The organism is Bradyrhizobium sp. UFLA06-06, assembly GCF_054820065.1.
In genome coordinates this window covers 1-24,764 of sequence record NZ_JADFUD010000069.1, presented here as the reverse complement: position 1 = coordinate 24,764, position 24,764 = coordinate 1, and the positions used below count along the sequence as shown (strand labels likewise).

Annotated in this window: 15 protein-coding genes; 9 read left to right on the top strand and 6 right to left on the bottom strand. The window is 65.8% G+C overall.

All coding sequences use genetic code 11. The features are described from left to right. The first annotated feature begins 150 nt into the window (after positions 1-150). The 7 genes from IF803_RS35875 to IF803_RS35845 all read left to right on the top strand — a co-directional run bounded on the left by IF803_RS35875 (position 151) and on the right by IF803_RS35845 (position 8,386). Positions 151-1,779 (top strand): AMP-binding protein, encoded by a 1,629-nt coding sequence (locus IF803_RS35875; protein ID WP_461195482.1) that lies wholly within the window; start codon positions 151-153, stop codon positions 1,777-1,779. Positions 1,780-1,794: 15 nt separating this feature from the next. Continuing rightward, positions 1,795-3,009 carry an ABC transporter substrate-binding protein gene (locus IF803_RS35870; protein WP_461195481.1) on the top strand — a complete coding sequence of 405 codons (1,215 nt, stop codon included), beginning with the start codon at positions 1,795-1,797 and terminating at the stop codon, positions 3,007-3,009. Positions 3,010-3,067: 58 nt separating this feature from the next. Beyond that, positions 3,068-4,201 (top strand): NADH:flavin oxidoreductase/NADH oxidase, encoded by a 1,134-nt coding sequence (locus IF803_RS35865; protein ID WP_304497667.1) that lies wholly within the window; start codon positions 3,068-3,070, stop codon positions 4,199-4,201. Between the two features lie 2 nt (positions 4,202-4,203). Beyond that, positions 4,204-5,055 (top strand): IclR family transcriptional regulator, encoded by an 852-nt coding sequence (locus IF803_RS35860; RefSeq protein ID WP_304497668.1) that lies wholly within the window; start codon positions 4,204-4,206, stop codon positions 5,053-5,055. Positions 5,056-5,286: 231 nt separating this feature from the next. Further along, positions 5,287-6,354 (top strand): acyl-CoA dehydrogenase family protein, encoded by a 1,068-nt coding sequence (locus tag IF803_RS35855; RefSeq protein WP_461195480.1) that lies wholly within the window; start codon positions 5,287-5,289, stop codon positions 6,352-6,354. A 30-nt stretch (positions 6,355-6,384) separates the two neighbouring features. Beyond that, entirely contained in the window at positions 6,385-7,545 is a 1,161-nt protein-coding gene (locus IF803_RS35850; protein WP_018269158.1) for an acyl-CoA dehydrogenase family protein, read from the top strand. Between the two features lie 40 nt (positions 7,546-7,585). Then, positions 7,586-8,386, top strand: a complete 801-nt coding sequence (locus IF803_RS35845) for an enoyl-CoA hydratase/isomerase family protein (protein WP_028341859.1) — start codon at positions 7,586-7,588, stop codon at positions 8,384-8,386. A gap of 173 nt (positions 8,387-8,559) precedes the next feature. On the opposite strand, the gene IF803_RS35840 is transcribed toward IF803_RS35845, so the two are convergent. The 5 genes from IF803_RS35840 to IF803_RS35820 form a co-directional block, all read right to left on the bottom strand. Further along, positions 8,560-10,674, bottom strand: coding sequence for an acetate--CoA ligase family protein (locus IF803_RS35840; RefSeq protein WP_461195479.1), 2,115 nt, complete (start codon positions 10,672-10,674; stop codon positions 8,560-8,562). Between the two features lie 278 nt (positions 10,675-10,952). Continuing rightward, complete coding sequence (locus tag IF803_RS35835; protein ID WP_461195478.1) at positions 10,953-11,708, bottom strand: VOC family protein; 756 nt, start codon at positions 11,706-11,708, stop codon at positions 10,953-10,955. A gap of 3 nt (positions 11,709-11,711) precedes the next feature. Then, positions 11,712-12,506: an enoyl-CoA hydratase gene (locus IF803_RS35830; protein WP_028336217.1), complete on the bottom strand. Its 795-nt coding sequence runs from the start codon at positions 12,504-12,506 to the stop codon at positions 11,712-11,714. 37 nt (positions 12,507-12,543) lie between these two features. Beyond that, complete coding sequence (locus tag IF803_RS35825) at positions 12,544-13,749, bottom strand: ABC transporter substrate-binding protein (RefSeq protein ID WP_092083161.1); 1,206 nt, start codon at positions 13,747-13,749, stop codon at positions 12,544-12,546. A gap of 157 nt (positions 13,750-13,906) precedes the next feature. Further along, on the bottom strand, positions 13,907-21,097 hold the full coding sequence (locus IF803_RS35820) for an Ig-like domain-containing protein (RefSeq protein WP_461195477.1): 7,191 nt from the start codon (positions 21,095-21,097) through the stop codon (positions 13,907-13,909). Positions 21,098-21,573: 476 nt separating this feature from the next. Between IF803_RS35820 and IF803_RS35815 the strand changes: the two genes are divergently transcribed. Beyond that, a complete protein-coding gene (locus tag IF803_RS35815; protein ID WP_461195476.1) occupies positions 21,574-22,320 on the top strand; it encodes a thermonuclease family protein in 747 nt (248 codons plus the stop codon). A gap of 71 nt (positions 22,321-22,391) precedes the next feature. Next, a complete protein-coding gene (locus IF803_RS35810; RefSeq protein ID WP_461195475.1) occupies positions 22,392-23,885 on the top strand; it encodes a M48 family metalloprotease in 1,494 nt (497 codons plus the stop codon). Between the two features lie 173 nt (positions 23,886-24,058). Here IF803_RS35810 and IF803_RS35805 read toward each other — a convergent pair whose 3' ends face one another. Continuing rightward, positions 24,059-24,460 (bottom strand): c-type cytochrome, encoded by a 402-nt coding sequence (locus IF803_RS35805; protein ID WP_304497676.1) that lies wholly within the window; start codon positions 24,458-24,460, stop codon positions 24,059-24,061. Between the last annotated feature and the right edge of the window lie 304 nt (positions 24,461-24,764).

The window sequence follows — 24,764 nt, the reverse complement described above, 5'->3', positions numbered from 1 at the left end:
CATAATGGATTTGACAGCATATTATTCGTCCTTATAGCTTCCGCGCAACGTCGCGATCGCATGACAAATGCGCTCAACGAAGCACCCGGGCTCCTTCGGATCGGCATCGTTGACATCGATCAGCGGCCGTCAAAGGGAAGTTTCGCCACGATGTACACCGTGTTCAGCACGTTCGCTGCGACATCCGATGCGGCAGCGTTCAAACCCTTTCTCTGCATTCCCGCGCGCCCCGACCGCGCATACTTTCCCGATGGCGTCGAACTGTCCTATGGCGCCATCGCGCGGCAGGTCTGCGCGTTGCGCGATCTGTACCGCGCAGCAGGCTTCGGCCACGGACACCGCGCTTGCCTGCTGCTGGAGAACCGGCCCGATTTCATCGTGCATTGGCTGGCGCTCAACGGCCTCGGCGTCTCGATCGTTCCGATCAACCCGGCCTATCGCGCGGCGGAAATCGCATACCTGATCGCGCATGCCGAGCCCGACCTGATCGTCACGCTGGCCGATCAGAAGGAATTGCAGAAGGCGCTGACCGACGACGTTCCGCGGCTCATCGTCTCCGGTGACGATCTCGGCGCCGGCGTCGAGAAAGTCCCGCCGGCCATGCGGCCGCCACCGCGCGCCGGCGAGCCAGGAAGCGAGACCGAGGCTGCGCTGCTCTACACGTCAGGCACGACGGCGCGCCCGAAGGGATGCATCCTGACCAATGAATACGTGGTCTCGACCGGCCGCTGGTACATCAGCCACGGCGGCGAGGCGACGTATCATGCCGGAACGGAGCGCCTGTACAGCCCGCTGCCGCTGTTTCACATGGCCGGCCTGACGCTGACCCCGATCGCGATGATGCTGACCGGCGGCTGTCTGATCCTGCCGGAACGCTTCAACGCGAAACATGCCTGGCGCGACATCGTCGCGTGCCGGGCAACCGTGCTGCATTATCTCGGCGTGATCGTCGCGGCCCTGCTGGCGCAGCCGGAGACGCCGGACGAGAAAGCCCATGCGCTGCGCTTCTCGATGGGCGTCGGCGCCAATCCCGAGCAGCGCGCGCGGGCTCGCGAACGCTTCGACATCCCCTTCGTCGAAGGCTGGGGCATGACGGAGACCGGACGCAGTCCGTTCAACACGGTCGAGCCGCGCCATCTCGAGACCAACACAATCGGCCGCAGCGTCCCTGGCCTCGAAATGATCATCCTCGATGCCGACGGCAATGCGCTGCCGGCAGGCGCAGTCGGTGAGCTCTGCGTGCGCCATTCGGAAGCGACGCCGCGGCGCGGCTTCTTCTCCGGCTATCTGAAGGACCCCGAGGCCACCGAGCAGGCCTGGCGCGGCGGCTGGTTTCACACCGGCGACAGCGCCTGGCAGCACGAGGACGGCGCCTTCGTGTTCGTCGACCGGCTGAAGCACCTGGTCCGGCGCGCCGGCGAGAACATCTCGGCGGCGGAGGTCGAGGCCGTGCTGACGACGTCGCCTCTGGTCAAGCAGGCCGCAGTCGTCGCCGCGCGCGATCCGATCCGCGACGAGGAAGTTGCGGCCTTCATCGTGATCAACGACGGCACCGATGCTGCACGCGAGCTCGCGCAAGACATCTTCCATTTCTGCCGCGAACGCCTGGCGGCGTTCAAGCTGCCGGCGTGGATCGCCTTCGTGGCGGAGCTGCCGCTGACCTCGACCAACAAGATCCAGAAACACGTGCTGCTCGGCGCGGACAGGGATCCGCAGTCGCATCCGGGCATGATCGACCTGCGGCAAGACAAGACCAACGCCATAAGGCAATCGAAGTAGAGGAAACCAGGGACAATGACATCGAGATACGGATGGATGGCCGCGAGCGCTGCAATCCTCTCAGTCGTCTTCGCCGCACCATCCCACGCGCAGATTTCCGACGACGCGGTGAAGATCGGCGTGCTGACCGATCAGGCCGGCCTCTACGCCGACGCTGCCGGCCCCGGCGCGGTCGAAGCGGTCCGGATGGCGATCGCGGATTTCGGCGGCAAGGTTTTGGGCAAGCCGATCGCCATGGTCGATGCCGACCATCAGAACAAGGCGGATATCGGCGCCGGCATCGCGCGGCGCTGGTACGAGCAGGAGAATGTCGACGTCATCGTCGATTTCGCCAATTCCGCGGTCGCCTTCGCCGTGCTCGAGCTCACCAAGCAGAAGAACAAGGCAATGCTGGTGTCGTCGGCCGGCTCCTCCGACCTGACCGGAAAGGGCTGCTCACTGAATTCGGTGCAGTGGACCTACAACACCTATGCGCTCGCCAACAGCACGGTTCGGGCGCTGGCCAAATCGGGGGCCAAGAGCTGGTACTTCGTCACGGTCGACTACGCCTTCGGCCATGCGCTGCGCAACGACGCGGCCAGGACCGTGGAGAAGGTCGGCGGCAGCATCGCCGGCGAGGTGCGGCATCCGCTCAACAGCATGGATTTCTCGTCCTATCTGCTGCAGGCCCAGAGCTCGAAGGCTGACGTGATCGCCTTTGCCAACACCGGCGGCGACCTCGCCAACTCGATCCGGCAGGCGCAGGAATTCGGGATGGCGCACACGCAAAAGCTCGCAGCCTTCCTGATGCAGACCAGCGACATCCACGCGATCGGCTTGCAGGCCGCCCAGGGGCTGCAGCTCGCGACCGCCTTCTATTGGGATCTCGACGACAAGACCCGCGACTTTGCCGCGCGCTTCATGGCCAGGACCAAGAAGCGGCCGACCATGGTGCAGGCCGGTCTCTACTCCGCGGTCATGAACTATCTCAAGGCGGTCGAGAAGTCCGGCACCGACGACGGCCCCAAGGTGATCGCGCAAATGAAGGACATGCCGATCGACGATTTCTTCGCCCGCAACGCATTCCTGCGCGAGGACGGTCAGCTGATCCACGACATGTATCTCGTGCAGGTGAAATCGCCGGCCGAATCCAAGGGCGCCTGGGACTACGAAAAGCTGGTTCAGGTCATCCCGGGCAAGGAGGCGTTTGCGACGCCCGAGGAGAGCGCCTGCCCGCTGCTGAAGAAATGATTGCGCGCACGAATCCACACACCACAGGCAAGAAACCACAAGCAAGGCTGGAGATCGCATGACCGAGCTGCCGCTGCTCTTTACTCCGCTGCAACTGCGCGACCTCGAACTGAAGAACCGGATCATGGTCTCGCCGATGGCGACCTATTCGGCGCGGGAGGGGCGCGCCACCGATTGGCACACCGCGCATATCGGCAAGCTCGCCGCCGGCGGCGCCGGCCTCGTGTTCGTCGAGCAGAGCTCGGTGAACACCCAGGGGCGCATCACCCATGGATGCCTCGGCATCTGGGACGATACGCACATCGCGGACCACGCCGCCCTCGCCGCGCTGATCCACAGCTTCAACGCCAAGGCCGCGATCCAGATCGCCCATGGCGGCCGGAAGGGCTCCTCGCAGCGGCCGTGGGAAGGCGGCAACCCGCTGGGTGAGGCCGACATCAAGGCGCGCGGCGAAGGCCCGTGGCAGATCGCCGCCTCGAGCGGCATCCCGTTCGACGACGGCTGGCCCTCGCCGCAGATGATGACGTCAGAGCAGATCGATGCCTTGGTGGACGACTACCGCCAGGCGTTTCGACGCGCCAGGGCGGCCGGCTACGACGTCATCGAGCTGCACTGCGCGCACGGCTATCTGATGCACTCGTTCCTGTCGCCGCTGGCGAACAACCGTAACGACGACTATGGCGGGTCGCGCGAGAATCGCATGCGCCTGCCGCTGCGCATCGCGGCGATCATGCGCGAGGAATGGCCGGACCATCTGCCGGCCCTCGTCCGCATCTCCTCAGTCGACGGCGTCGACATCGGCTGGTCGATCGAGGACTCAATCGCGTTTGCGACCGAGCTGAAGGCGGTCGGGATCGACATGGTGGACTGCTCGTCGGGCGGCATGAAATTGCCGCGCGGCAATTCGCTGGTGTCGCGCACCCCGGGCTTCCAGGTGCCGTTCGCCGAGCGCATCCAGAAGGAAGTCGGCATGCCGACGGTGGCGGTCGGGCTGATCCGCGAACCGGACTACGCCGAAGCCATTTTGCGGGACGGCAAGGCGACGCTCATTGCGCTCGGCCGCGAACTGCTGTGGAATCCGAACTGGCCCGCGCAGACGGCACTTGCGCTCGGATGCGATCCGGAGTGGACGAGTTGGCCCGAGCAATATGGCTGGTGGCTGAAGCGGCGGGTGGCGCAGCAGGGACGATAGCGATGCCGGTGGCGAAGAAAGATTTGGCGAAAGCCGGCGCGGCTGCCGGCGCGCGGACTTTCGACCGCCCCGATTTCCCCGGCGATACCTCACGCGACCTGCCGAAGATGGACAATGCGGTCAAGTCGGCGCGGCGCGTGTTCGATGTGCTCGAATTCTTCGAGGAGCACCAGCGCGCCGCTTCCGCGATCGAAGTCGCGGCGGCGCTCAAGTTCCCGCAGTCCAGCACCTCGGCGTTGATGCGGACGATGACGGCGTTCGGCTATCTCCACTATGACACCAGTCGCCGCACCTATATCCCGACGCCGCGGATCTCGATGCTGGGGCACTGGCTGAGCCCGGCGCTGTTCACGAAAGGACGTCTGGTCAATTTGATGGAAGAACTCTCCGCGCGGACCGGAGAGACCATCATGCTCGCGGTGCGCAACGGGCTCAGCGCGCAGTATGTCCATATCATTCAGGCCAAGCTGCCGATGCGGCTGTATGTCAAGGCCGGAACGCTGCGGCCGCTGGCGCGATCCGCATCGGGTTACGCGCTGTTGTCGGCCTATCCCGACAAGGAGGTGCGCCGCCTGGTGCGCCTGATCAACGCCAACGAGACCCGGCCCGACCGGCAGGTCGACGTCAAGGCGCTGCTGCTGGAGCTGAAGAAGGTCCGCGCCAAGGGGCACGCCTTCTCGCTCGGCCTGGTCACGCCAGGCGCCGGCGCCGTCGCCATGAACCTGCCGCCATCAGCGGAATCGAACGAACCGCTGGTGCTGTGCGTGGCCGGCTTGAACGACGCGCTGGTCACCCAGGAGACCGAGTTCGCCGACCTGATGCGGAAGGCGATCGAGTTTCATCTGGCGGACTGAACAGATGTCACCGGCCAGTTTGCACGTGTGCGTGGCCATACAAACAGGGACCATCGAAAGTTCACTATGCGGAATTCATGCGCCATGTCCGGCTTCATGCCATCCGCGCAAGTGGCCCTGCGGGCAGCGCTTGTCACGGCTATGGCTTTTCCGCATCATTGAGCGCAAGACAACATCGCAAGCACGGCATGGCCGAACGGCCAGCCCGAGCCAATCAACACGAGGAACGCTGTGGCGGAGAGTGAGAACATCGTCGCCGAGACCGCGGAAAAGATTTTCGCCGATCTCGCGGATGCCCAAATCATCAATCACGACAAGCAGGGCGCATGGAAGGCGCCGCTGTGGCAGGCGCTGACCGAAGCCGGCCTGCCGCTGTCCTGGGTGCCCGACGATCTCGGCGGTTCCGGCGCCAGTCTCGCCGAAGGATTTAGCGTGCTCACCGTCGCCGGGCGGCATGCGATCGCTGTTCCGCTGGCCGAAACAATGCTGGCCGGCTGGCTGCTGATGCAGGGCAAGATCAACTCCCCCGAAGGCGAGATGACCGTGCTGCCGGCAAGCCCGAAGGACCGCGTGACGCTCAACGCCGATGGCAGCCTCTCCGGCCGCGCCCGCGGCGTGCCGTTTGCCAAAGACGCAAAACATTTCGCGGTGCTGGCTGTTGGCAATGGCGGCGTGTCGATCGCGCTGGTCGATGCCGCGAAGTGCCGGATCGAATCCGGCGTCGGGCTTGGCGGCGATCACAACGACACCGTCACGCTCGACAAGGTGCAGCCGGTCACGACCAGACCGGCGCCCAAAGGCTTTGACCAGACCATGCTGATGTTGATGGGCGGCGTGGTGCGCAGCCTGCAGATCGCCGGCGCGCTGGAAGCGATGCTCGACATCTCCGTGCGCTATTCCAACGAGCGCGTCGCCTTCGAGAAGAAGATCTCGAAATTCCAGGCGGTGCAGCACAACCTCGCCCGACTCGCCGGCGAAAACGCCGCGGCACTGGCTGCCGCAACCTCGGCCGCCGACACCATCGCCAGCGCCAAGTCGCTCGACAATGACGCGGTGTTCCTCGAAGCGGCGGCGGCGAAGATCCGCTGCTCGGAAGCGGCCGAGAAAGGCAGCGGCATCGCGCATCAGGTGCATGGCGCGATCGGCTTCACCATCGAGCACATCCTGCACCGCTATTCGCTGCGGGCGCTGGCCTGGCGCGACGATTTCGGCTCGGAGAGCTACTGGGCGGTCGAGCTCGGCAAGCTCGTCGCGAATCGTGGCGCCGATGAATTGTGGCCGCTGGTGGCTTCGCGCTGAGATCAGGCAGAAAGATCAGGACTGGACATCATGACTGCAGCCCTTCGTTTCGATCCGATCCGCCTGCCGGAAAAGTGCGAGCAGCTCCGCAAGGAGGTGCGCGCCTTCCTCGCCGAGGAAATCGCCGCCGGCACCTTCGATCCGCACGCACCGAACCGCGAGGACAATGACGCGCCGGAATTCTCCCGCCGTGTCGGCGCCAAGGGCTGGCTCGGCATGACTTGGCCGAAGAAATATGGCGGCCAGGAACGCTCGTTCCTCGAGCGCTATGTCGTCACCGAGGAGATGCGGGTCGCGAACGCGCCGACCCGGCGCTTCTTCGTCGCCGACCGCCAGAGCGGGCCGGTGCTGTTGAAATACGCCCCCGAGCACATCAAGATGGACATCCTGCCGCGCATCTGCCGCGGCGAGGTCTGCTTCGCGATCGGCATGAGCGAGCCGAACTCCGGCTCCGACCTGTTCGCGGCGAAGACACGCGCGACCAAGACCGACGGCGGCTATCTCATCAACGGCACCAAGATCTGGACCTCGTCGGCGCACATCGCCGACTACATGATCGCGATCTTCCGTACCTCGCCGCCGACCAAGGAAAACCGCCGCCACGGCCTGACCCAGTTCCTGGTCAAGATGAAGCAGCCGGGCATCCAGGTGAATCCGATCGGCCAGATCACCGGCCAGTTCGAGTTCAACGAAGTCGTGTTCACCGACTACTTCGTCCCCGACGATCACGTGCTGGGCGAGGTCGACGGCGCCTGGAAGCAGGCGACGTCGGAGCTCGCCTATGAGCGTAGTGGTCCCGAGCGCTTCCTCGAGACCTATTACGTGCTCACCGAGCTCGTGCGCGCGGTCGGCAAGAATCCGGACACCCGCAGCGCCGAGGGCATCGGACGCCTGGTGGCGCAGGTTCATACCATGCGTCGCATGTCGGTATCGGTCGCGGGCATGCTGCAGGCCGGCAAGGAGCCGGTGGTCGAAGCTTCCATCGTCAAGGACATCGGCACGGTGTGGGAGCAGCAGCTGCCGCATCGCGTGCGCGATCTCGCCGCATTCGTCGAGGAGACCGCGACCAACCGCGAGACGCTGGAAAAGCAGCTCGATTTCGCCATCAAGACCGCGCCCAAGCTGACGATCCAGGGCGGCACGACCGAAGTGCTGCGCGGCATCATCGCCCGCGGACTTGGCCTGCGCTAGCCGCGCGGGCTCGCCTGCGCTAATTCAACGAGGACAGATCATGACCAAGTACACTGATATCGGCGTCGAAACCCACGGCCATGTCGGCCTGATCGAAATCCGAAAACCCCCGCTGAACTTCTTCGACGTCGCGCTGATCAACCAGATCGCCGACGCGCTGGAGGAGTTCGACAACAATATCGAGATCCGCGCCTCGGTGCTCGCCGCCCAGGGCAAGGCGTTCTGCGCCGGCGCCAATTTCGGCGATCCGGCCCGCCAGGAGCAGGAAGAGCGCGCCAAGAGCGATCCGGCTTCCAACCTGCCGATCAACCATCTCTACGTTCAGGCGGTGCGCATCTTCCGCAACAAGAAGCCGATCGTCGCGGCGATCCATGGCGCCGCGATCGGCGGCGGCCTCGGCCTTGCCGTCTCCGCCGACTTCCGCGTCGCCTGCCCCGAGGCACGCTTCTCGGCCAACTTCACCAAGCTCGGCTTCCATCCGGGCTTCGGCCTGACCGCAACGCTGCCGGAGCTGATCGGCAAGAACAATGCCGAGCTGATGTTCTACACCAGCCGCCGCGTCACCGGCGAAGAGGCCTATCGCTGGGGCCTCGCCAACGTGCTGGTGCCGCAGGACCAGGTGCGCGCCGAGGCGATGAAGCTCGCGCAGGAGATCGCCGAATGCTCGCCGCTCGGCCTGGTCTCGACCCGCGCCACCATGCGCGCCGGCCTCGCCGACCGTGTGCTCGCCGCGACCAACCATGAGCTCGCCGAGCAGACCAAGCTGCGCGCGACCGAAGACTTCAAGGAAGGCGTCAAGGCGACGGCCGAACGTCGCGTCGCCAACTTCAAGGGGCGGTGAGGCCTTTCTCTCTCAACGGCCGTTCTCTCTCAACATGGTCGTCCCTGCGAAAGCAGGGACCCATACGCCGCGGCCAGCGGAAAGGGCACAAGCGGCGTTACCTTGCTCCGCCAACACCATTCGGTGGTTATGGGTCCCTGCTTTCGCAGGGACGACGGTGGGGAGATAGTACGCTAACCCCTCGGCACTACCAGCGCGTCGACGATCGTCACGCCCTGCCCCTCCGGGTGCACCAGCACCGGATTGACCTCGATCTCGGCGATCTCGCCTCGGTGCTGCGCCGCCAGCACTGAAATCTGCGAGATCAATCGGGCGAGTGCCGCGACATCCGCCTTCGGCGAGCCGCGAAAGCCGTGCAGCAGCGGCGCGGCCTTCAGCGTCTCCAGCATCGTGCTCGCTTCAGCCGCGCTCACCGGCGCGGGGCGATAGACCACATCCTTGAACAGTTCGGTGGTGATGCCGCCGAGCCCCACCATCACCATCGGCCCGAAGGTCGCGTCCAGCATGGTGCCGATGATGATCTCGACGCCTCGCCTCGCCATCGGCCCGACCAGCACGCCCTGGATTTCAGCGCCCGGCCGCTGCTTCCGCACCGTCTCCAGCATGTCGCGATAGGCCGTGAACGCCGCGCCTTTGGCGGCAATGTTGACGCGGACGCCGCCGACCTCGCTCTTGTGCGCGATCGCGGGTGACTGGATTTTCATGACCAGGGGAAATCCAGTCCGCTCGATCGCGGCGTCGAGCCCGTCGCGATCGGTCACCAGCACCTCGTCGGGCAAAGCGATTCCGGCCGCGCGCAGCAGCGATTTGCTGTCATATTCGGACAGTGTCTTCGCCGTGAGATGCGCGGAGAGATCGTGCACCGGCGACGCTGATGCCGCGATCTCCGGCGCGGGCCTGAAGGCGGCATAGTCCGCCAGCCGCCGCATCGCGACGCCGACATGGGTCAGCCCCGAGAGCACCACCACGCCCGATTTGGCCAGCTCCTGCCGCGCGAATTGCGACGGCAGCGTGTAGGAGTAGAACACCACCGGCTTGTGCTGCGCCGCGATCACCGGCTTCAGCTCGGCTTCCTTGAACGGCATCCGCGTCTCGCTCGACAGCGACAGCACGACCAGCGTCGCATCGACCTCGTCAGAGGCGTCGAACAGCTCGATGCTCTTCTGCAGCCCGCCAGAGGAGACGCCCTGCGCGGTGACGTCGACCGGATTGCCCGCCGCACCATAGGACGGCATCCATTGCTTGATCTGGCTCTGGATCCCGGTCGATAGCTCCGGCACCCGCAACCCTTGCATCGACACCGTATCGGCGCCCCAGATGCCGGCGCCGCCCGACACCGTCAGCACCGCGACGCGATCGCCCTTCGGCAGCGGATTGGTGGTCAACACGGCAGCAATCGTGACGGCCTCGTCGAGATCGTTGGAGACGATGAAGCCGTATTTCGCGAACACCGCATCATAGGCCGCCGACCAGCCCGCCATGCTCGCGGTGTGCGAGGCCGCCGCGCGCTCGCCGGCGCCGGAGCGGCCCACTTTAGTTACGATGACGGGCTTTTTGAGCTCCGCCGCGCGCTTCGCCGCCGTCAAAAACTTGTCGACGTCGCGGATACCCTCGATGAACAGCAGGATCACGTCGGTCGAGGCATCCTGCACCATGTAGTCGAGGAACTCGCCGGCGCCGAGATCGCTCTCATTGCCAGCGCTGACGACATAGCTGAGCGCGACCCCGAGCGCCTTGGCGCGATGATAGATCGCAAAGCCGATGCCGCCGCTCTGCGCGACGATGCCGATCCGCCGCTTGCCGGCGACCAGATCGGGCGCGTCCGGCTTGACGTCGACGGTCGGGCTGAAGGTCGCGGCGACCTTCTGCGCCTGGCTGTAAAACCCTTCGGCATTGGGACCGGAGATCCGCATCCCGGTCCGCTTCGCCAGCGCCACGATCGCGTCCTGCATGTCAGCGCTGTCGCCGCCCTCTTCGGCAAAGCCGGACGAGATGATGACCGCATTCTTCACGCCGGCGGCCGCGCACTGCTCCAGCGCCGGCAGCACCGCACGCGCGGGAATGACGATAACGGCAAGATCGATCGGCGCGCCGATCTCGGCGACCGACTTGAAGCACTTCAGCCCGTCGATCTCGTCATAGTTCGGATTGATCGGATAGAGCGCGCCGGGATAGCCGTTCTTGCGCAGCATCGCGAGCAGCCGCCCGGGAATCTTCTCGTGATCGCGCGAGGCGCCGATCAGCGCGATGCTTTTTGGGGCGAAGAAGGTATCGAGCGGATGCGGCATGGGGCGCGTTCCCGATTGTTGTTGTTGCGCTCGACGATATTGAATCGTCGCCGCTAGCTCAACCGCCCTTCCCGTCATCCTGAGGTGCGAGCGGAGCGAGCCTCGAAGGATGGACGGCCACCAGCCGGGCCGTGCATCCTTCGAGACGCGCTGCGCGCTCCTCAGGATGACGGGAACTAAAGACACATAGCCCGGATGGAGCGCAGCGCAATCCGGGAACGCTCCATCCGCGAAGAGCGCGGCCCCGGATTTCGCTTCGCTGCATCCGGGCTACGAAATCACGCCGTCAGCTTGAACGTCACGCCGCAGAGCTGGAACTCGTCGCCCTTCACCGCACAGCCTCTGGCTTTCGCGGCCTCCAGCACCTTCGCCTTGTCGGCGACCTTGAACGTCAAACCGCTCATGATCTCGCTGTCGCCCTTGACGAAGCGGAAGGTGCTGTTCGGCGGCTTCACCACGGTACCATCGGCGGGAATGCCGATGATCCTGCCCCAATGCGCCGCCAACCCCTCAGGCTCGGGGCTCTGCATCTCGACCTCGGTCAGCGACAGCGTCGTGTCCTTGCGGATCGACTTCTGCCAGTCCGGGCCGGCCGGCGGATACGGTCCCAACACGTCGTCGCTGCCGTCGGTGTGGTTGAACTCGATGAAGGCAGCGCGGCAGTCGCGCGGGTGCAGTTGCACGCCGTGATACGGCGCGTGCGTGATCACGTTGGCGGTGCGCACGCCCATCGCGTTGGCCTTGGCGCCGCGCGCGTCGGGATCCTCGCAAGCGAAGATCGCCATATAGCCGCCGCGGCCGCCGGTCTTCTCGATGAAGCGGCCGGCCGCCGTGCCCGGCCCCGGCTGGAACGGCGCAACGACTTCGAGGAGGATGGTATCGACCGGCAGCAGCGCGTTCTCGAGGCCGTATTTCGCGACATTGCCGTCGCGATAGCAGACGTCGAGACCCATGATCGCGGAGATGTCCGCGATGACGGGCGCAAGCTGCGGCGCCACCAGGCAGATCTGCCGCAGCCGCATGTACTCGGCCATGGTCTACTGCCCCTGGAAGGTGGGCTTGCGCTTCTCGACGAAGGCCTTGGCCGCTTCCTTGTGGTCGGTGGTCTCGCCGGCACGCGTATGGTGGATCGCCTCGCCGTCGAAGCAGGCTTCCAGCGTCATGGTCTCGGCATTGTTGATGTTGCGCTTGATGTAGCCGAGCGCCACCGACGGGCCCTGCGCCAGCGATCGCGCCAGTTCCAGCGTCTCAGCCTCGACATCGGCATCGGGCACCACCTTGGAGACCATGCCGAGGTTGTAGGCTTCCTGCGCCGACAGCACCGGCGACATCATGTAGAGCTCGCGCGCTTTCGCGCTGCCGAGCATCTTGGTCAGGAAATAGGTGCCGCCGTAATCGCCGGAGAAGCCGACCTTGGCGAAGGCGGTGGTGATCTTGCAGGAGGCGCTGGCAACGCGGAGATCGCAGGACAGCGCGATCGAAAGCCCGGCGCCGGCCGCGGCGCCGTCGAGCTGCGCCACCACCGGCTTCGGCATCTGGTGCAGGATGCGCGAGACCTCCATGCCGCGGCGCAGATTGGCCATCTTGGCCTCGAACGGCAGCGGTGCGCGGCCTTCCGCCATCGACTTGACGTCGCCGCCGACGCAGAAGGTGCCGCCGGCGCCCCGGATCAGCACGGCGCGCACCTCGGTATCGTCCTGCGCGCGCCGCGCCGCTTCGACGAGGCCGCGCGTCATGTCGGGATTGAGCGCGTTGCGCCGATCGGGGCGGTTCATGGTGATGGTGAGCAGGCCCTTGTCGAGGGATTGGAGGACCATCTGATTATCGCTCATGGCGTTTTGCCTTTCGTTGTTGTTGGTTGTCGCAGCGTTATTTCTTCACCAGCGGGCAGCGCGACTCCGACAGCGGCTGGAAGGCCTGGTCGCCCGGCACGGTCGCCACCAGCTTGTAGTCGTCCCAGCGGCCCTTCGATTCCGACGGCTTCTTGACCTCGAACAAATACATGTCGTGCACCATACGGCCGTCCTCGCGGATCTTGCCGTTCTTGGTGAACATGTCGTTGATCGGGGTCTCCTTCATCACCTTCATGACGGCGGCCGCATCGGTGGTGCCGGCGGCCTTCACCGCCTTGAGATAGTGCGTCACCGAGGAATAGACGCCGGCCTGTGCCGAAGTCGGCACCCGCTTGGTGCGTTCCATGAAGCGCTTCGTGAAGGCGCGGCTGTCGTCGTTGAGATCCCAGTAGAAGGCTTCCGCCAGCAACAGGCCCTGCGCGGTATCGAGCCCGACACTGTCGATGTCGGTGACGAAGGCCAATAGCGGCGACAGTTTCTGGCCGCTCTTGGTGAGGCCGAATTCCGCCGCCTGCTTGATCGCGTTGATGGTGTCGCCGCCGGCATTGGCAAGCCCGATCACCTTGGCCTTGGAGGCCTGCGCCTGCAGCAGGAAGGAGGAGAAGTCCGAGGTGTTGATCGGATGCCGCACGCTGCCGAGCACCTTGCCGCCCGACTTCACCACGACATTGCTGGTATCCTTTTCCAGGTCCTGGCCGAACGCGTAGTCCGCGGTGAGGAAGAACCAGGTATCGAGACCGGATTTCACCGCGGCAAGGCCGGTCACATTGGCCTGCGCGAAGGTGTCGAACACGTAGTGCACGGTATAGGGGCCGCAGGCCTCGTTGGACAGGCGGATCGAGCCCGGACCGTTGAACATGATGATCTTGTTGCGCGCCTTGGCGATCTCGGCAGCGGCGAGCGCGGTCGCGGATGCTGCGACGTCGAAGATCATCTCGACACCCTGGTTGTCGATCATGTCGCGGGCGATGTTGGCGGAGAGGTCGGCCTTGTTGAGATGGTCGCCGACCACGATCTCGACCTTGCGGCCGAGCACCTCGCCGCCGAAATCCTCCACCGCCATCTTGGCGGCGGTTTCGCTGCCCGAGCCGGTGATGTCGGCGTAGAGGCTCGACATATCGAGGATGCCGCCGAGCTTCAGCGGAGGCTTGTCCTGCGCCAGCGACGCATTCGCCGAGATCGCAAACGCACAGGCCAACACGCCGGCCAAAACTCGTCTCATTCCAACCCTCCCTTGCAGCGCGGACCTCGTTCCATCAGGTCCGTTTCGAGGGCCGGATCATGCCGCATGGCCTGCACTGCAGCAAGCCGCAGCGGCAGCAATCTGTTTTCCGCTAAGCGGAATGAGCGCCGCGCCGGAGCTTCCAGCCGCGCTGCGATCAGAGATGAAAGTCGGGAACGGTCTGGTGGGGCGTTCCCGCCGGCAGGCCGAGGAACAGGTACTGCGTGCCATAATGTCCGGCGAATGCCGATGCCGTTGCATCCATGATGATGCGACCGCCCAGATCCAGATGCAATTCCGGCCGCGTAATGGCGCCGAGCGTGTAGGCCGGCACGATGGTCTCGTTGATGTGCAGGGCGTCGAAGACGGCGGACACCGCCGAAAGCGAGGCCGCATTGCCGGCCAGGTCGACGACATCGGCGCCATTGGCGGCGAAGCCGGTCACCGCCAGCGAGCCGGCCCGATCGGTCGACGACACGATGTGATCGAACACCAGCTTCGAGGAATCGCCGAGCAGCGCCGTTGCCGCGGCGTCGTAGATTGCGGTACCGCCATCGTTCAGCGTCAGGCTCGGCGTGCCACCATTGACGTGCACCGCCTCGTTGAAGCCGACCGTCAGCTGGACCAGCGAACCCGGCGTCGCGACGCCGCCGGAGGGCGTCGCCGTGATTCCGGTGAGATGAGGCGCCGTGGTGTCGAGGGTGAAGGTCAGGTTGGAGGATGCGCTGACATTGCCGGCGGCGTCGACCTCCTGCACTGTCACGGAATGCACGCCGTCCGTTGTGAAGACCGGCGCCGCCGTCGAGAAGCCCGACGCGCCGTCGGCCTTGTAGCGCAGCGTGTCGGCCGCATCGAACTTGGTGTAATCGATCAGCGCATTGCTGGTGATGTGGTCGGTGCTGGAGACGCCGGTGTCCCGGTGCAGCATTAGCGTCGGCGCCGATGGCGCCTTGGTGTCGCCGGTGAAGCTGACCGCGTTGCTTGCTCCGCCGGCATTGCCGGCGATGTCGGTGTAGCTCGCCCCGGCAACCGAAAGATCGGCCGACAGATGGTCGGTGACATCGGCCGTGAAGGTCGCGGTGTAGACGTCCTGCCCCGACACGTTGAGCCCGACATGGACCAGATTGGTCACCGTGCCGCCGGCGACGACGGTATCGCTGAGCGCAAAGCCCGCGACCTGCTCGGAGAAGGTGAAGGTGACAACCGAAGTCTGGCCCGAAAGCACCGTGCTCGGGCTCGCGGCAACCGACACCGTCGGCGCCCTGGTATCGCCGGTAAAATTGATGGTGCCGCTCGCGGCACCGGTATTGCCGGCAATATCCGCATAGCTCGCGGCGGTGACCTGCACCGAGCCCGCTTCAGTGTTGCTTTCATCCGGCGTGAAAATTGCCGTGTAGACGTCCTGGCCCGATGCGTTGACGCCGACATGGACCAGATTGCCCAACGCCCCGCCATGCACCGTGACATCGCCCAGCGCGAAGCTCGCGATTTGTTCGGAGAAAGTGAACGTCACCAGCGCGGTCTGGCCCGCCAGCAGCGCGTTACGATCCGCCGCCATCGACACCGTCGGCGCCAGCGTATCGCCGCCGATCGTGGCGGTGTTGCTTGCCGCGCCGGCATTGCCGGCCACATCGCTGTAACCGGACGCATTCACCTTCACCGAGCCGGTCTCGGTGTCGCTGACGTCGGGCGTGAAGGTCGCGGTGTAGACGTCCTGCCCAGCGCCGTTGAGCCCGACATGCACGAGATTGCTCAGCGCGCCGCCATGGACGGTGATGTCGCCAAGGGCGAAGCCCGACACGGCCTCCGAGAAGGTGAAGGTCGCGACCGAAAGGTCGCCGGCCAGCACCGTGTCGGGATTGAGCGTGACGGAGACCGTCGGCGCCAGCGTCTCGCCGGTGAAGTTGATGGCGTTGCTGGCGGCGCCAGCGTTGCCGGCCGTATCGCTATAGCTCGATGCGTTGACCTGCACCGAGCCAGCCTCGGCGTTGGTGACGTCGGGCGTGAAGGTCGCGGTGTAGATGTCCTGGCCGGCGCCGTTGACGCCGACATGGACAAGGCTGCCCAGCGCACCACCGCTGACGCTGACATCGCCGAGCGCGAAGCCCGCGACGGCCTCGGAGAAGGTGAAGGTCACGACCGCGGTCTGACCGGCGAGCAGCGTGCCATGGTCAGCTGAAACCGACACGGTCGGCGCCTTGGTGTCGCCGGCGAAGCTGATCGTGTTGCTCGCCGAGCCGGAATTGCCGGTGACGTCGGTATAGCTTGACGCGTTGACCTGCACCGAGCCAGCCTCGGCATTGGTCACGTCGGGCGTGAACGTCGCGGTGTAGACGTCATGGCCGGCGCCATCGACGCCGACATGGGTGAGATTGCCCAGCGTACCGCCCTGGACGGTGACATCACCCAATCCAAAGCCGCCGACGGCCTCGGAGAAGGTGAACGTGACAACCGCGCTATCGCCGGCAACCAGCGTGGTGTGATCGGCTGCAACCGCCACCGTCGGCGCCTTGGTATCGCCGGTGACGGTAATCGCGCTGCTTGCCGCGCCGGCGTTTCCGGCGCTGTCGGTATAGCTCGATGCGTTGACCTGCACCGAGCCCGCCTCGGCGTCTGTAACGTCGGGTGTGAAGGTTGCCGTGTAGATGTCCTGGTGCGCGGCGTTGACGCCGACATGCACGAGGTTGCTGAGCGCGCCGCCGCTCACCGTCGTGTCCATCAGCGCGAAGCCGGTGACCGCCTCGGAGAAGGTGAAGGTGACGGTCGAGGTCTGCCCGGCCAGCAGCGCGGTCGAGCTCGCCGCAACCGACACAGTCGGCGCGATCGCGTCGATCACGAGATGCAAATCGGTCGCCGCATGGGTCACGTCGGCGTCCTGGCCGCCGGGATCCCTGATCGTGCCGCCGTTGAGCGAGAGGCTCTGCACCTGCAAATCAGACGTGCTGTCGCCGTCCTGCACCGTGTAGCTGAACACCAGCGCCTGCGAGCCGCTGCCGCTGAGATAGGTCGCGGCCTTGCCGTCATTGAGCAGCAACTCGGGCGCGCCGGTCACGCTCACCGTGTTGCTGAAGTTGACGGTGATGGTCACAACCTTGCCGGCGTTCAGGATCGCGAGATGATCGGTGGTGTCAGCCGTGATCGAGGCGATGCTTGCCTGCGACCGGATTTCCAGATGCGGCGTTGCCGAGCCATCGGAACCAAGAAGCAGCGAGCCGGCCGAGGCGCCGGCGCCAAAGCTCAGGTTCAGCGAGGCGAGCGTCGTGCCGCTGCCGCTCTTCACCAGCAACACGCCGTTCGCATAGGACAGCGTCGCCGCGGCGTCATAGGCGATGTTGCCGAAGTCGATGGTGTCGCCGCCGGCAAAGCCGGTGATCGACGTGCTGAACGAGGTGCCGGAGAATGCCGCGGTATCGAGCACGAGTTTTTCGGTGCTGCCGTCGGTGAAGGCGACCGCGCCGGTTCCCGCCGCGCCGTTCGCCGCCAGCTCGAGGATCGAGCCCTTGATGACGGTACCGCCCGAATAGGTGTTGTGCGCGGACAGCACCAGCCGGCCGCCGCCGGTCACCTCGACATCACCAGGCGTCGCGCCGTCGGAGATGACGCCGCTTTGGGTAACGGTCTCGCCCGCCGCGACATTGAAGACCGGATCGCCGGCGACGGTAATGTTGCGGGTCTGCGTGAAGCCGTCGGTAAAGCTGATGCCGGTGCCATCGCCCAGCTTCAGCACGTTGGTGACCGCGCCGAGATTGACGTTGGCTGAGATCGACACCCGGGTGCCGGCGCCGCTGACCGTGGTATTGCCGGTGTAGGTATTGTTGCCGCCGAGAATGACGGTGCCGCCGCCGCTGATCGCGAGCCCGCCGACGCCCGCATTGGCGCCGGTGCCGCCGTTGCCGCTCTGGTCCGCGATGTCGTTGGCGACAGTCAGCGTCTGGCCGCTGGCCGGCGCGAAGCTGAGATCGTTGTTGCCCTGGATGAAAATGCCGGAGCCGAAACCCGAGCCGCTGGCCTGGCCGATGCCGTTGGTGCCGCCTTTGACGGCGCTGAAGCCGGAATCGTTCGACAGCGAGCCGCTCTTGATGGTCAGCGAACCGCCTTGCTGGACGAAAACGTCGCCGCCCGCGCCAAGGCCGCCACCGCCGCCCGGCGCGCCGTTGCCGCCGCCGAAGCCGCCGACACCGCCGATGCCACCGCCGCCACCGAAGCCACCGTCGCCATTGTAGCCGCCGCCACCACCGAAGCCGCCGTTGCCGCCATCGCCGCCGCCGCCGCCGAAGCCGCCATTGCCGCCATCAGCCCCGTTGCCGCCGCCGACACCGCCGCCCGGACCGTAGGGTGCGCGGACGCCGCTGCCGATCCACCCAGCCGCGCCGCCGCCTCCACCGTTGGCGCCGCCTGCTCCGCCATACCAGTAAAGCTCGGTCCCGCCCCCGATCGAGATCAGGTAACCGTCGCTCCCTTTGCCGCCCCCAGCGGTGTTGGGGATAATGCCGGGCGAACCGCTTCTAAAGAGATCACTGTCCGCGCCCTGAGCGCCGAGGCCGATACCGCCGCCGCCGCTGCTTCCGCCGCGTCCGCCCATCCCGCCGCCGCCGCCGTAGCCGTAGCCGGAGCTAATACTGCCAGTGCCGCCGGCACCGCCGTTGCCGCCGATCGCCGCGCTGTTGTGGAAGGTGACGTTGTCGATGGTGGCGCTGCCGTTCGACGAGACGAACAGCGCGCCGCCGAGCCCGGCGCCACCGCCGCCACCGCCGCGGACGACGCCGCCGCCGGCGGCCACCGTGTTCTGGATGGTCAGGTTCTCAAGATTGACGCTACCCGCATAGACGAAGAAGCCACGCTGGGCGTTGAGGCCGTCGATCGTATGCGTGCCGCCGTGGCCGTCGCTGCCGTTGATCGTGACGCTCGATCCGCTCAAGAGATTGAGCGCGTACAGCTCCGACGTCAGGCTGAAGTTCGCCGTGATGTTGATTGTGTAGTTGGCATTCGGCGCGGCGTTCTGCCCGCCGGAATCCATCTGCAGGATGGCCGCGTTGAGCTCGGCGACGTTGGAGACATTGAAGACGCGCGTCGAGACGACCTGCACGATCGTTCCGCCGTTGGCATCCTGCGAGAGCTGAAAACTGGTCCCGGCGCCGACGCCGGCAAGGGTCAGCGTATCGGTCGTGGTGCCGTTCGAGATCGAGAGCGTGTTGCCGGACAGGCTGACCGTGTTGAGCGACGGATTCTGGGTGTTGTACTGCAGCCCAGTCAGGTCGATGAACTGGCCGGGATTGAAGTTGACGATCGTGTTGGCGAGCGCATTGCCGCTCAGCGCGGCGTTGTCGATCTTCAGCGTGCCGACAATGCCTGACGTGAACGAGATGTTGCCGGTTCCGGCAGCGCCGGCCGCGGTAAGCCACACCGTGCCCGAATAGATCGTCGTGCTGCCGTAGGTGTTGGCCGCATGGCCAAGCACCAGCGTTCCGCCGCCGTCGATGCCGAGATTGCCGCTGCCGGTGACGAGGGCGCTGTCGGTGACGGTCTTGCCGTTCGCGATCGACAGGATCGAATTGCCGCTGAGCGAAAGCGTGTCGTCGAACGTGCCGCTCGATGTCAGCGACAGATGCGCGCTGCTCAGACCGAACGTCCCGGTCAGCCCGGCGAGCTGTCCCATCCCGAGCTGCAACGTCCCGGCGCCGGACAGCATGAACGTACCGGAGCCGCTGATCGAGCCGGTGTCGATGATCGTGCCGGACGATATGTCGAAGGTGCCGCCATTGCTGGTGAGCTGAATATCGTGCGTGAAGGTGTAGCCGCCGATCGTGGTCAGCGTGCCGCCGTTGAGGATCAGCGCACCGGCCGAGCCGCCGATGTTGTTGTCGGCCGTGATCGAGACGCTGTTGCCGCCGTCGATCTGGGTGCCGCCGACATAACTGCTCGCTCCGGTCAGCGTCAGGGTGCCGCCGCCGGAGACGACCAGCTTGCCGGTCGTGCCGCTGCCGCTGATGCCACGTTCGTCGGCGATCGTGTCAGCTATCGTGAGCGTCGTCGATATCGTCGGCCCGCCCGCGAAGGGGGAGGAGATGGCGTGCGTCGGCGTGACCACCATCGTGCCCTGGATGAAGATATCGCCATAGGCCGAGCCGTTGCCCGCACCATTGGCGCCGGTGCCGCCGGTCTCGGTCGCATCCATCAAGGTGCCGCCGATGACGGTCAGCGTGCCGCCTTGCTGAACGAAGATGTCGCCGCCGGCGCCAAGGCCGCCGCCACCGCCGCCGGCGAGCGAGCCACTGCCGGCGCCGAATCCACCGGTGCCGGGCGTGCCGTTCGAACCGCCGCCACCGCCGCCGAAGCCGCCATTGCCGCCGGTATGCGCGTATCCGCCGCCGTTGCCGGAGCCGCCGCCACCGCCGGCGAAACCACCGTTGCCGCCGCCATAAATGCCGCCGCCGCCACCGCCGCCCATGCCGCCGGCGCCGCCGAAGCCGATCAGGGTGCCCGACGGGCCGCCGCCCACCGAGTTGGCGCCACCGATGCCGCCGCCACCGCCACCGACACCGCCGCCGCCGCCACCACCACTCGCGCCGCCGCCGGCGTGCGCGCCATAGCCGATGCCGCCGTAATTGTCGGCGCCCTGTCCACCGCCCGCCGCACCTTCGATCGTCGCCGGTGTGCCGCCCGCGGTCTGCGCCCCGGTCAAGGGATGCTGGCTGTCGGAGCCCGCCTCGCTGTAACCACTGCCGCCATTGCCGTGGTAGCCGTAATAGTCTTGGCCACCGAAGCCGCCGCCACCACCGCCGCCACCATTGCCGCTGCCGCCATCGGCACCGATGCCGCCACCACCGCCACCGCCGCCGGCAGGATCGACCACGCCGCCATCGCCGCCCTTGGCCGTGTTGCTGCCGAAATTGACATTGTTCAGCGTGACGTTGGCGTTCTGTCCGACGAACAGGCCGCCGCCGAGACCCGCGCCGCCGCCACCACCGCCGACCCCGCCATTGCCGCCGCTCGCAACCGCGTTGATGATCGTGAGGTTCTTGAACGTCACCGTGCCTGATGTGACGACGAAGCCTTGATAACCGCGCGCGTCGATGATGTCGCTGTTGTCCTGGCCACCGAGTTGATTGTTGTAGTCGGAGTTTCCGTCGAAAGTGAGCGTCGAGCCGCTCATCAGGTTGATGGCAGGCAGATCGTCGAGCAGCTGCAATGTGCGGGCGCTGCCGGAGGTCGAGAAGTTGATGACGTAGTCGGTGTTGGCCGCTGCCAGGCCGCCGCCGACGCTGATCGCCGAGATCGCGTTGTAGAGCTGGAGATAATCGTGGAGCGGATCGCTGGTCGTCAGCGTCAGAACAACGGGATTCGACACAAGGACCTCGGCAATATGCGTGAGCGACCGCGATCGGTCGCCTTTCAAAAAATTGCCGAACTTACCTTGCGCCGCAAGTCATTGGCAACAATAACGAATTCTCATTCCGCGCACGGAGTTGAGATCATGAATGGGTAAGGTTGACGCGTGTGAGAGCCGCTCGACGCACGATCGGACGGCAATTTTCGTCACAACGAGGGGCGGTGAAGACGAGTTGGTCCCGCGACAGGCACGTATCGATGTGAAACACGAATCTCGCCCGTGCACGCGATGAGAAGCGCCGCAGAAAAATTGACCACCGAATCAACGATGGCATCCCTCGATGCGATCTCGCTTCGCTTGTGGTGGCTCCGAAGCGATCTTTCCGTCAGACTGTCCTTGTTGGCGACCACGCTCCGACCGGAGCGCGCCGGAGTGACGAGTGCCGCATGACGCCTCCACGCGATAGAGCATGGCGTTGCCGTCCGTGGGCGGTGATGATGACAGCATGCGTCCTCGCGATCGGCGCGTGCATCGGACGCGCCGAAGCGACTGGCTGCAATTTCGAAATTCAGGGCGAGGGTCGCGTCGCAGCCGTCGTCGATGCGCGCAGCCTTCGGCTCGACGACGGCCGCGAGGTCAGGCTCGCCGGTATCGAGGTGGCCGACAAGGCGAAAGCCACGGCAGCGCTGACGGCGCTGCTGGTCGGCCGCGAGGTGACGCTGCGCGGACAGGACGACACGCCGGACCGCTATGGCCGGCAGCCGGCCTACGCATTCCTTGCGGGTCACGAGATCCCCGTTCAAAGCGAGCTGCTGCGCCAGGGCCTCGCGCTGGTGTCGTCCGAGACCGCGGACAAGGACTGCGCCACGGCGCTGATGGCGGCCGAGGCCGAGGCGAGGGCCGCTCGATCGGGAACTTGGGCCGAGGCAACCGTCATAAAAAACGCCGAAAGTTCCGCCGATATTTTGGCCGGGATCGGGCGTTTTACAGTGGTCGAGGGCAGGGTTTTGTCCGTGCGTCAGGCGGGCGCGACGACCTACCTGAATTTCGGTCGAAACTGGACTCAGGACTTTGCTGCGACTATTTCAAGGCGCATAGTCCCTGCGTTTGAGGCGGCCGGGCTTGCGCCCAAGTCTCTGGAAAATCGTAAGATTCGTGTACGAGGCTGGGTGGAAGCACGACGTGGGCCGCGAATCGAACTGCTCCGGGTGGGGCAGCTTGAAGTGCTCGGCGGGAACTAGGGCCCAAGGGACTCAAGAAACCCAGGGGCCCTGCCCCAGTCTTTTTACGGGACAATTTGTGAGTTTTTGACGTGATTGAGCGCGCAGGACGGCGTGAAAAGGGGACTGGCCGCCGCCTTTCGGCTGTGCTGGCGCTTGTTTGCGCCGCCCTGACGCTGTCGGCCTGCGGCAATATCGGCCGGTTCGAGCAAGCCACGCCCGCGGCAGCGGCGGCGCCGGTAAAGCCGAACCGCGTGGTGCAGCAGACGCCCACGAGCGAACGCGAGCATGAGCGCATCCTGTCGTCCTATGGCGGCGCCTATGACGACCCGAAGCTCGAGGGCCTGATCAGCAAGACCGTCGAGCGGCTGGTCGCCGCCTCCGAACGGCCCGACCAGGCCTACAAGGTCACGATCCTCAATTCCGGCGCGGTTAACGCCTTCGCGCTGCCGACCGGCCAGCTCTATGTCACGCGCGGTCTGATTGCGCTCGCCAGCGACACCTCCGAGCTCTCCTCGGTGCTGAGCCACGAGATGGCGCATGTGCTGGCCAAGCACGCGGCGATGCGCGAGGACCAGGCCCGCCAGGCGGCGGTGGTGACGCGCGTCGTCACCGACATGAGCACCGATCCCGATCTCACCGCGCTGGCGCTCGCCAAGACCAAGCTGACGATGGCGAGCTTCTCGCGCCAGCAGGAGTTCGAGGCCGACGGCATCGGCGTCGGGATCGCCGCCCGCGCGCATTTCGATCCCTACGGCGCGGCGCGCTTCCTGACCGCGATGGAGCGCAATGCGGCGCTGAAGATCGGCAAGACCGCGCTCGATCCACGGGCGCAGGACTTCACCTCGTCGCATCCGGCGACGCCCGAGCGCATCAACAACGCGCAGACCACCGCGCGGCAATACTCGTCGCCCGAGAGCAACGAGCGCGACCGCGAGACCTATCTCGCCGCGATCGACAACATCGTCTATGGCGAGGATCCCAGCGAAGGCTTCGTGCGCGGCCGCCGCTTCCTGCATCCCAAGCTCGGCTTCACCTTCACCGCGCCCGACAATTTCACGCTCGACAACACCGCGCAGGCGGTGATCGGCGTGCGCGAGGGCGGCAGCCAGGCGATGCGCTTCGACGTGGTGCGGGTGCCGGCCGAGCAGTCGCTCGGCGACTACCTGAATTCGGGCTGGATGGAAGGCGTCGAGAAATCCTCGACCGAGGACCTCAACATCAACGGCTTTCCGGCGGCGTCGGCCACCGCGCATGGCGACCAGTGGCAGTTCAAGGTCTACGCGCTGCGCTTCGGCAGCGACGTCTACCGCTTCATCTTCGCCGCCAAGCAGAAGTCCACCGAGAGCGAGCGCAACGCGCGCGAGACCGTCAATTCGTTCCGCCGCCTGACGCTCGACGAGATCCAGGCCGCGCGGCCGCTGCGCATCAAGGTCATCAACGTGCAGCCCGGCGACACCGTGGAATCGCTGTCGCACCGCATGTCCGGCGTCGATCACCCGGCCGAGCGCTTCCGCGTGCTCAACGGCCTCGACGCACATGCCCAGGTGAAGCCGCGCGACCGCGTCAAGATCGTGGTGGATTGAGGCTGAGAGGCGTCGCGCTCGCGCCTCACTACCGCTGTCGTCCCGGCGAAGGCCGGGACCCATAACCACAGCTATCGATTGATTGAAAAAAGCTGGGGCCACAGCGCGCCCCAACAACATATTCCCGTGGTTATGGGTCCCTGCTTTCGCAGGGACGACGTGGAGAGAGCGCTCTACTTCGCCTTCTCCTTGAGGAAGGCAATGATGTCGGCGCGATCCTTCGGATCCTGAACCTCGTAGAACATCTTGGTACCCGGAACCATGGCGTCCGGACCGGTGAGCCATTTGTCGAGATTCTGCTCGGTCCACACGATCTTCGAATTCTTCAGCGCGTCCGAGTAATTGTAGCCCGCGACGGAGCCGGCAAGCCGGCCCACCACGCCCCTGTGCATCGGGCCGACGTCGTTCTTCTCGATCGAATGGCAATCGCCGCAGCCCTGGTACAGCGTGGCGCCGCGCGCCGCGTCTCCCGCGGCACGGGCGCTGTTCACGGCGAGCAGAATCGCGATCGCCGCCATCGCGGCAATTTTGGCTTGCCGCGGCGCCAGCACGCCTGCGATCGAACGAATGGTCATTCCCGGGGCTCTCCTGTTTGCCACCACAACAGGAGCAGCCATGCTGCCATTCTATTCCCTGAAATGTCGTGCGCTTTGCGCGGCCGGCGACTGACGAAGATTTTGAGCCAACCGGGAATATCCCCGCGCGCCGCCGATCTCTATCGAAGCTGCCACCTCCGCAGCGGCGCCGGGCTATTGGAGCATCCCCAGTGTTTCAGAATCGGTTCGGCGCCGTCGCTCGACTTGCCGAACTCGGGTGCGCGCTTGCTGCGCTCACACTCGCAGCAGCCACCGCCGCGCGCGCGGACGGCTGTCCCAAGCC

Coding starts and splice junctions, on each gene's coding strand:
- IF803_RS35815 (WP_461195476.1), top strand. CDS start 21,574: ATGATGACAGCATGCGTCCTCGCGATCGGCGCGTGCATCGGACGCGCC.
- IF803_RS35825 (WP_092083161.1), bottom strand. CDS start 13,749: ATGAGACGAGTTTTGGCCGGCGTGTTGGCCTGTGCGTTTGCGATCTCG.
- IF803_RS35840 (WP_461195479.1), bottom strand. CDS start 10,674: ATGCCGCATCCGCTCGATACCTTCTTCGCCCCAAAAAGCATCGCGCTG.
- IF803_RS35860 (WP_304497668.1), top strand. CDS start 4,204: ATGCCGGTGGCGAAGAAAGATTTGGCGAAAGCCGGCGCGGCTGCCGGC.
- IF803_RS35865 (WP_304497667.1), top strand. CDS start 3,068: ATGACCGAGCTGCCGCTGCTCTTTACTCCGCTGCAACTGCGCGACCTC.
- IF803_RS35850 (WP_018269158.1), top strand. CDS start 6,385: ATGACTGCAGCCCTTCGTTTCGATCCGATCCGCCTGCCGGAAAAGTGC.
- IF803_RS35830 (WP_028336217.1), bottom strand. CDS start 12,506: ATGAGCGATAATCAGATGGTCCTCCAATCCCTCGACAAGGGCCTGCTC.
- IF803_RS35835 (WP_461195478.1), bottom strand. CDS start 11,708: ATGGCCGAGTACATGCGGCTGCGGCAGATCTGCCTGGTGGCGCCGCAG.
- IF803_RS35870 (WP_461195481.1), top strand. CDS start 1,795: ATGACATCGAGATACGGATGGATGGCCGCGAGCGCTGCAATCCTCTCA.
- IF803_RS35805 (WP_304497676.1), bottom strand. CDS start 24,460: ATGACCATTCGTTCGATCGCAGGCGTGCTGGCGCCGCGGCAAGCCAAA.
- IF803_RS35845 (WP_028341859.1), top strand. CDS start 7,586: ATGACCAAGTACACTGATATCGGCGTCGAAACCCACGGCCATGTCGGC.
- IF803_RS35875 (WP_461195482.1), top strand. CDS start 151: ATGTACACCGTGTTCAGCACGTTCGCTGCGACATCCGATGCGGCAGCG.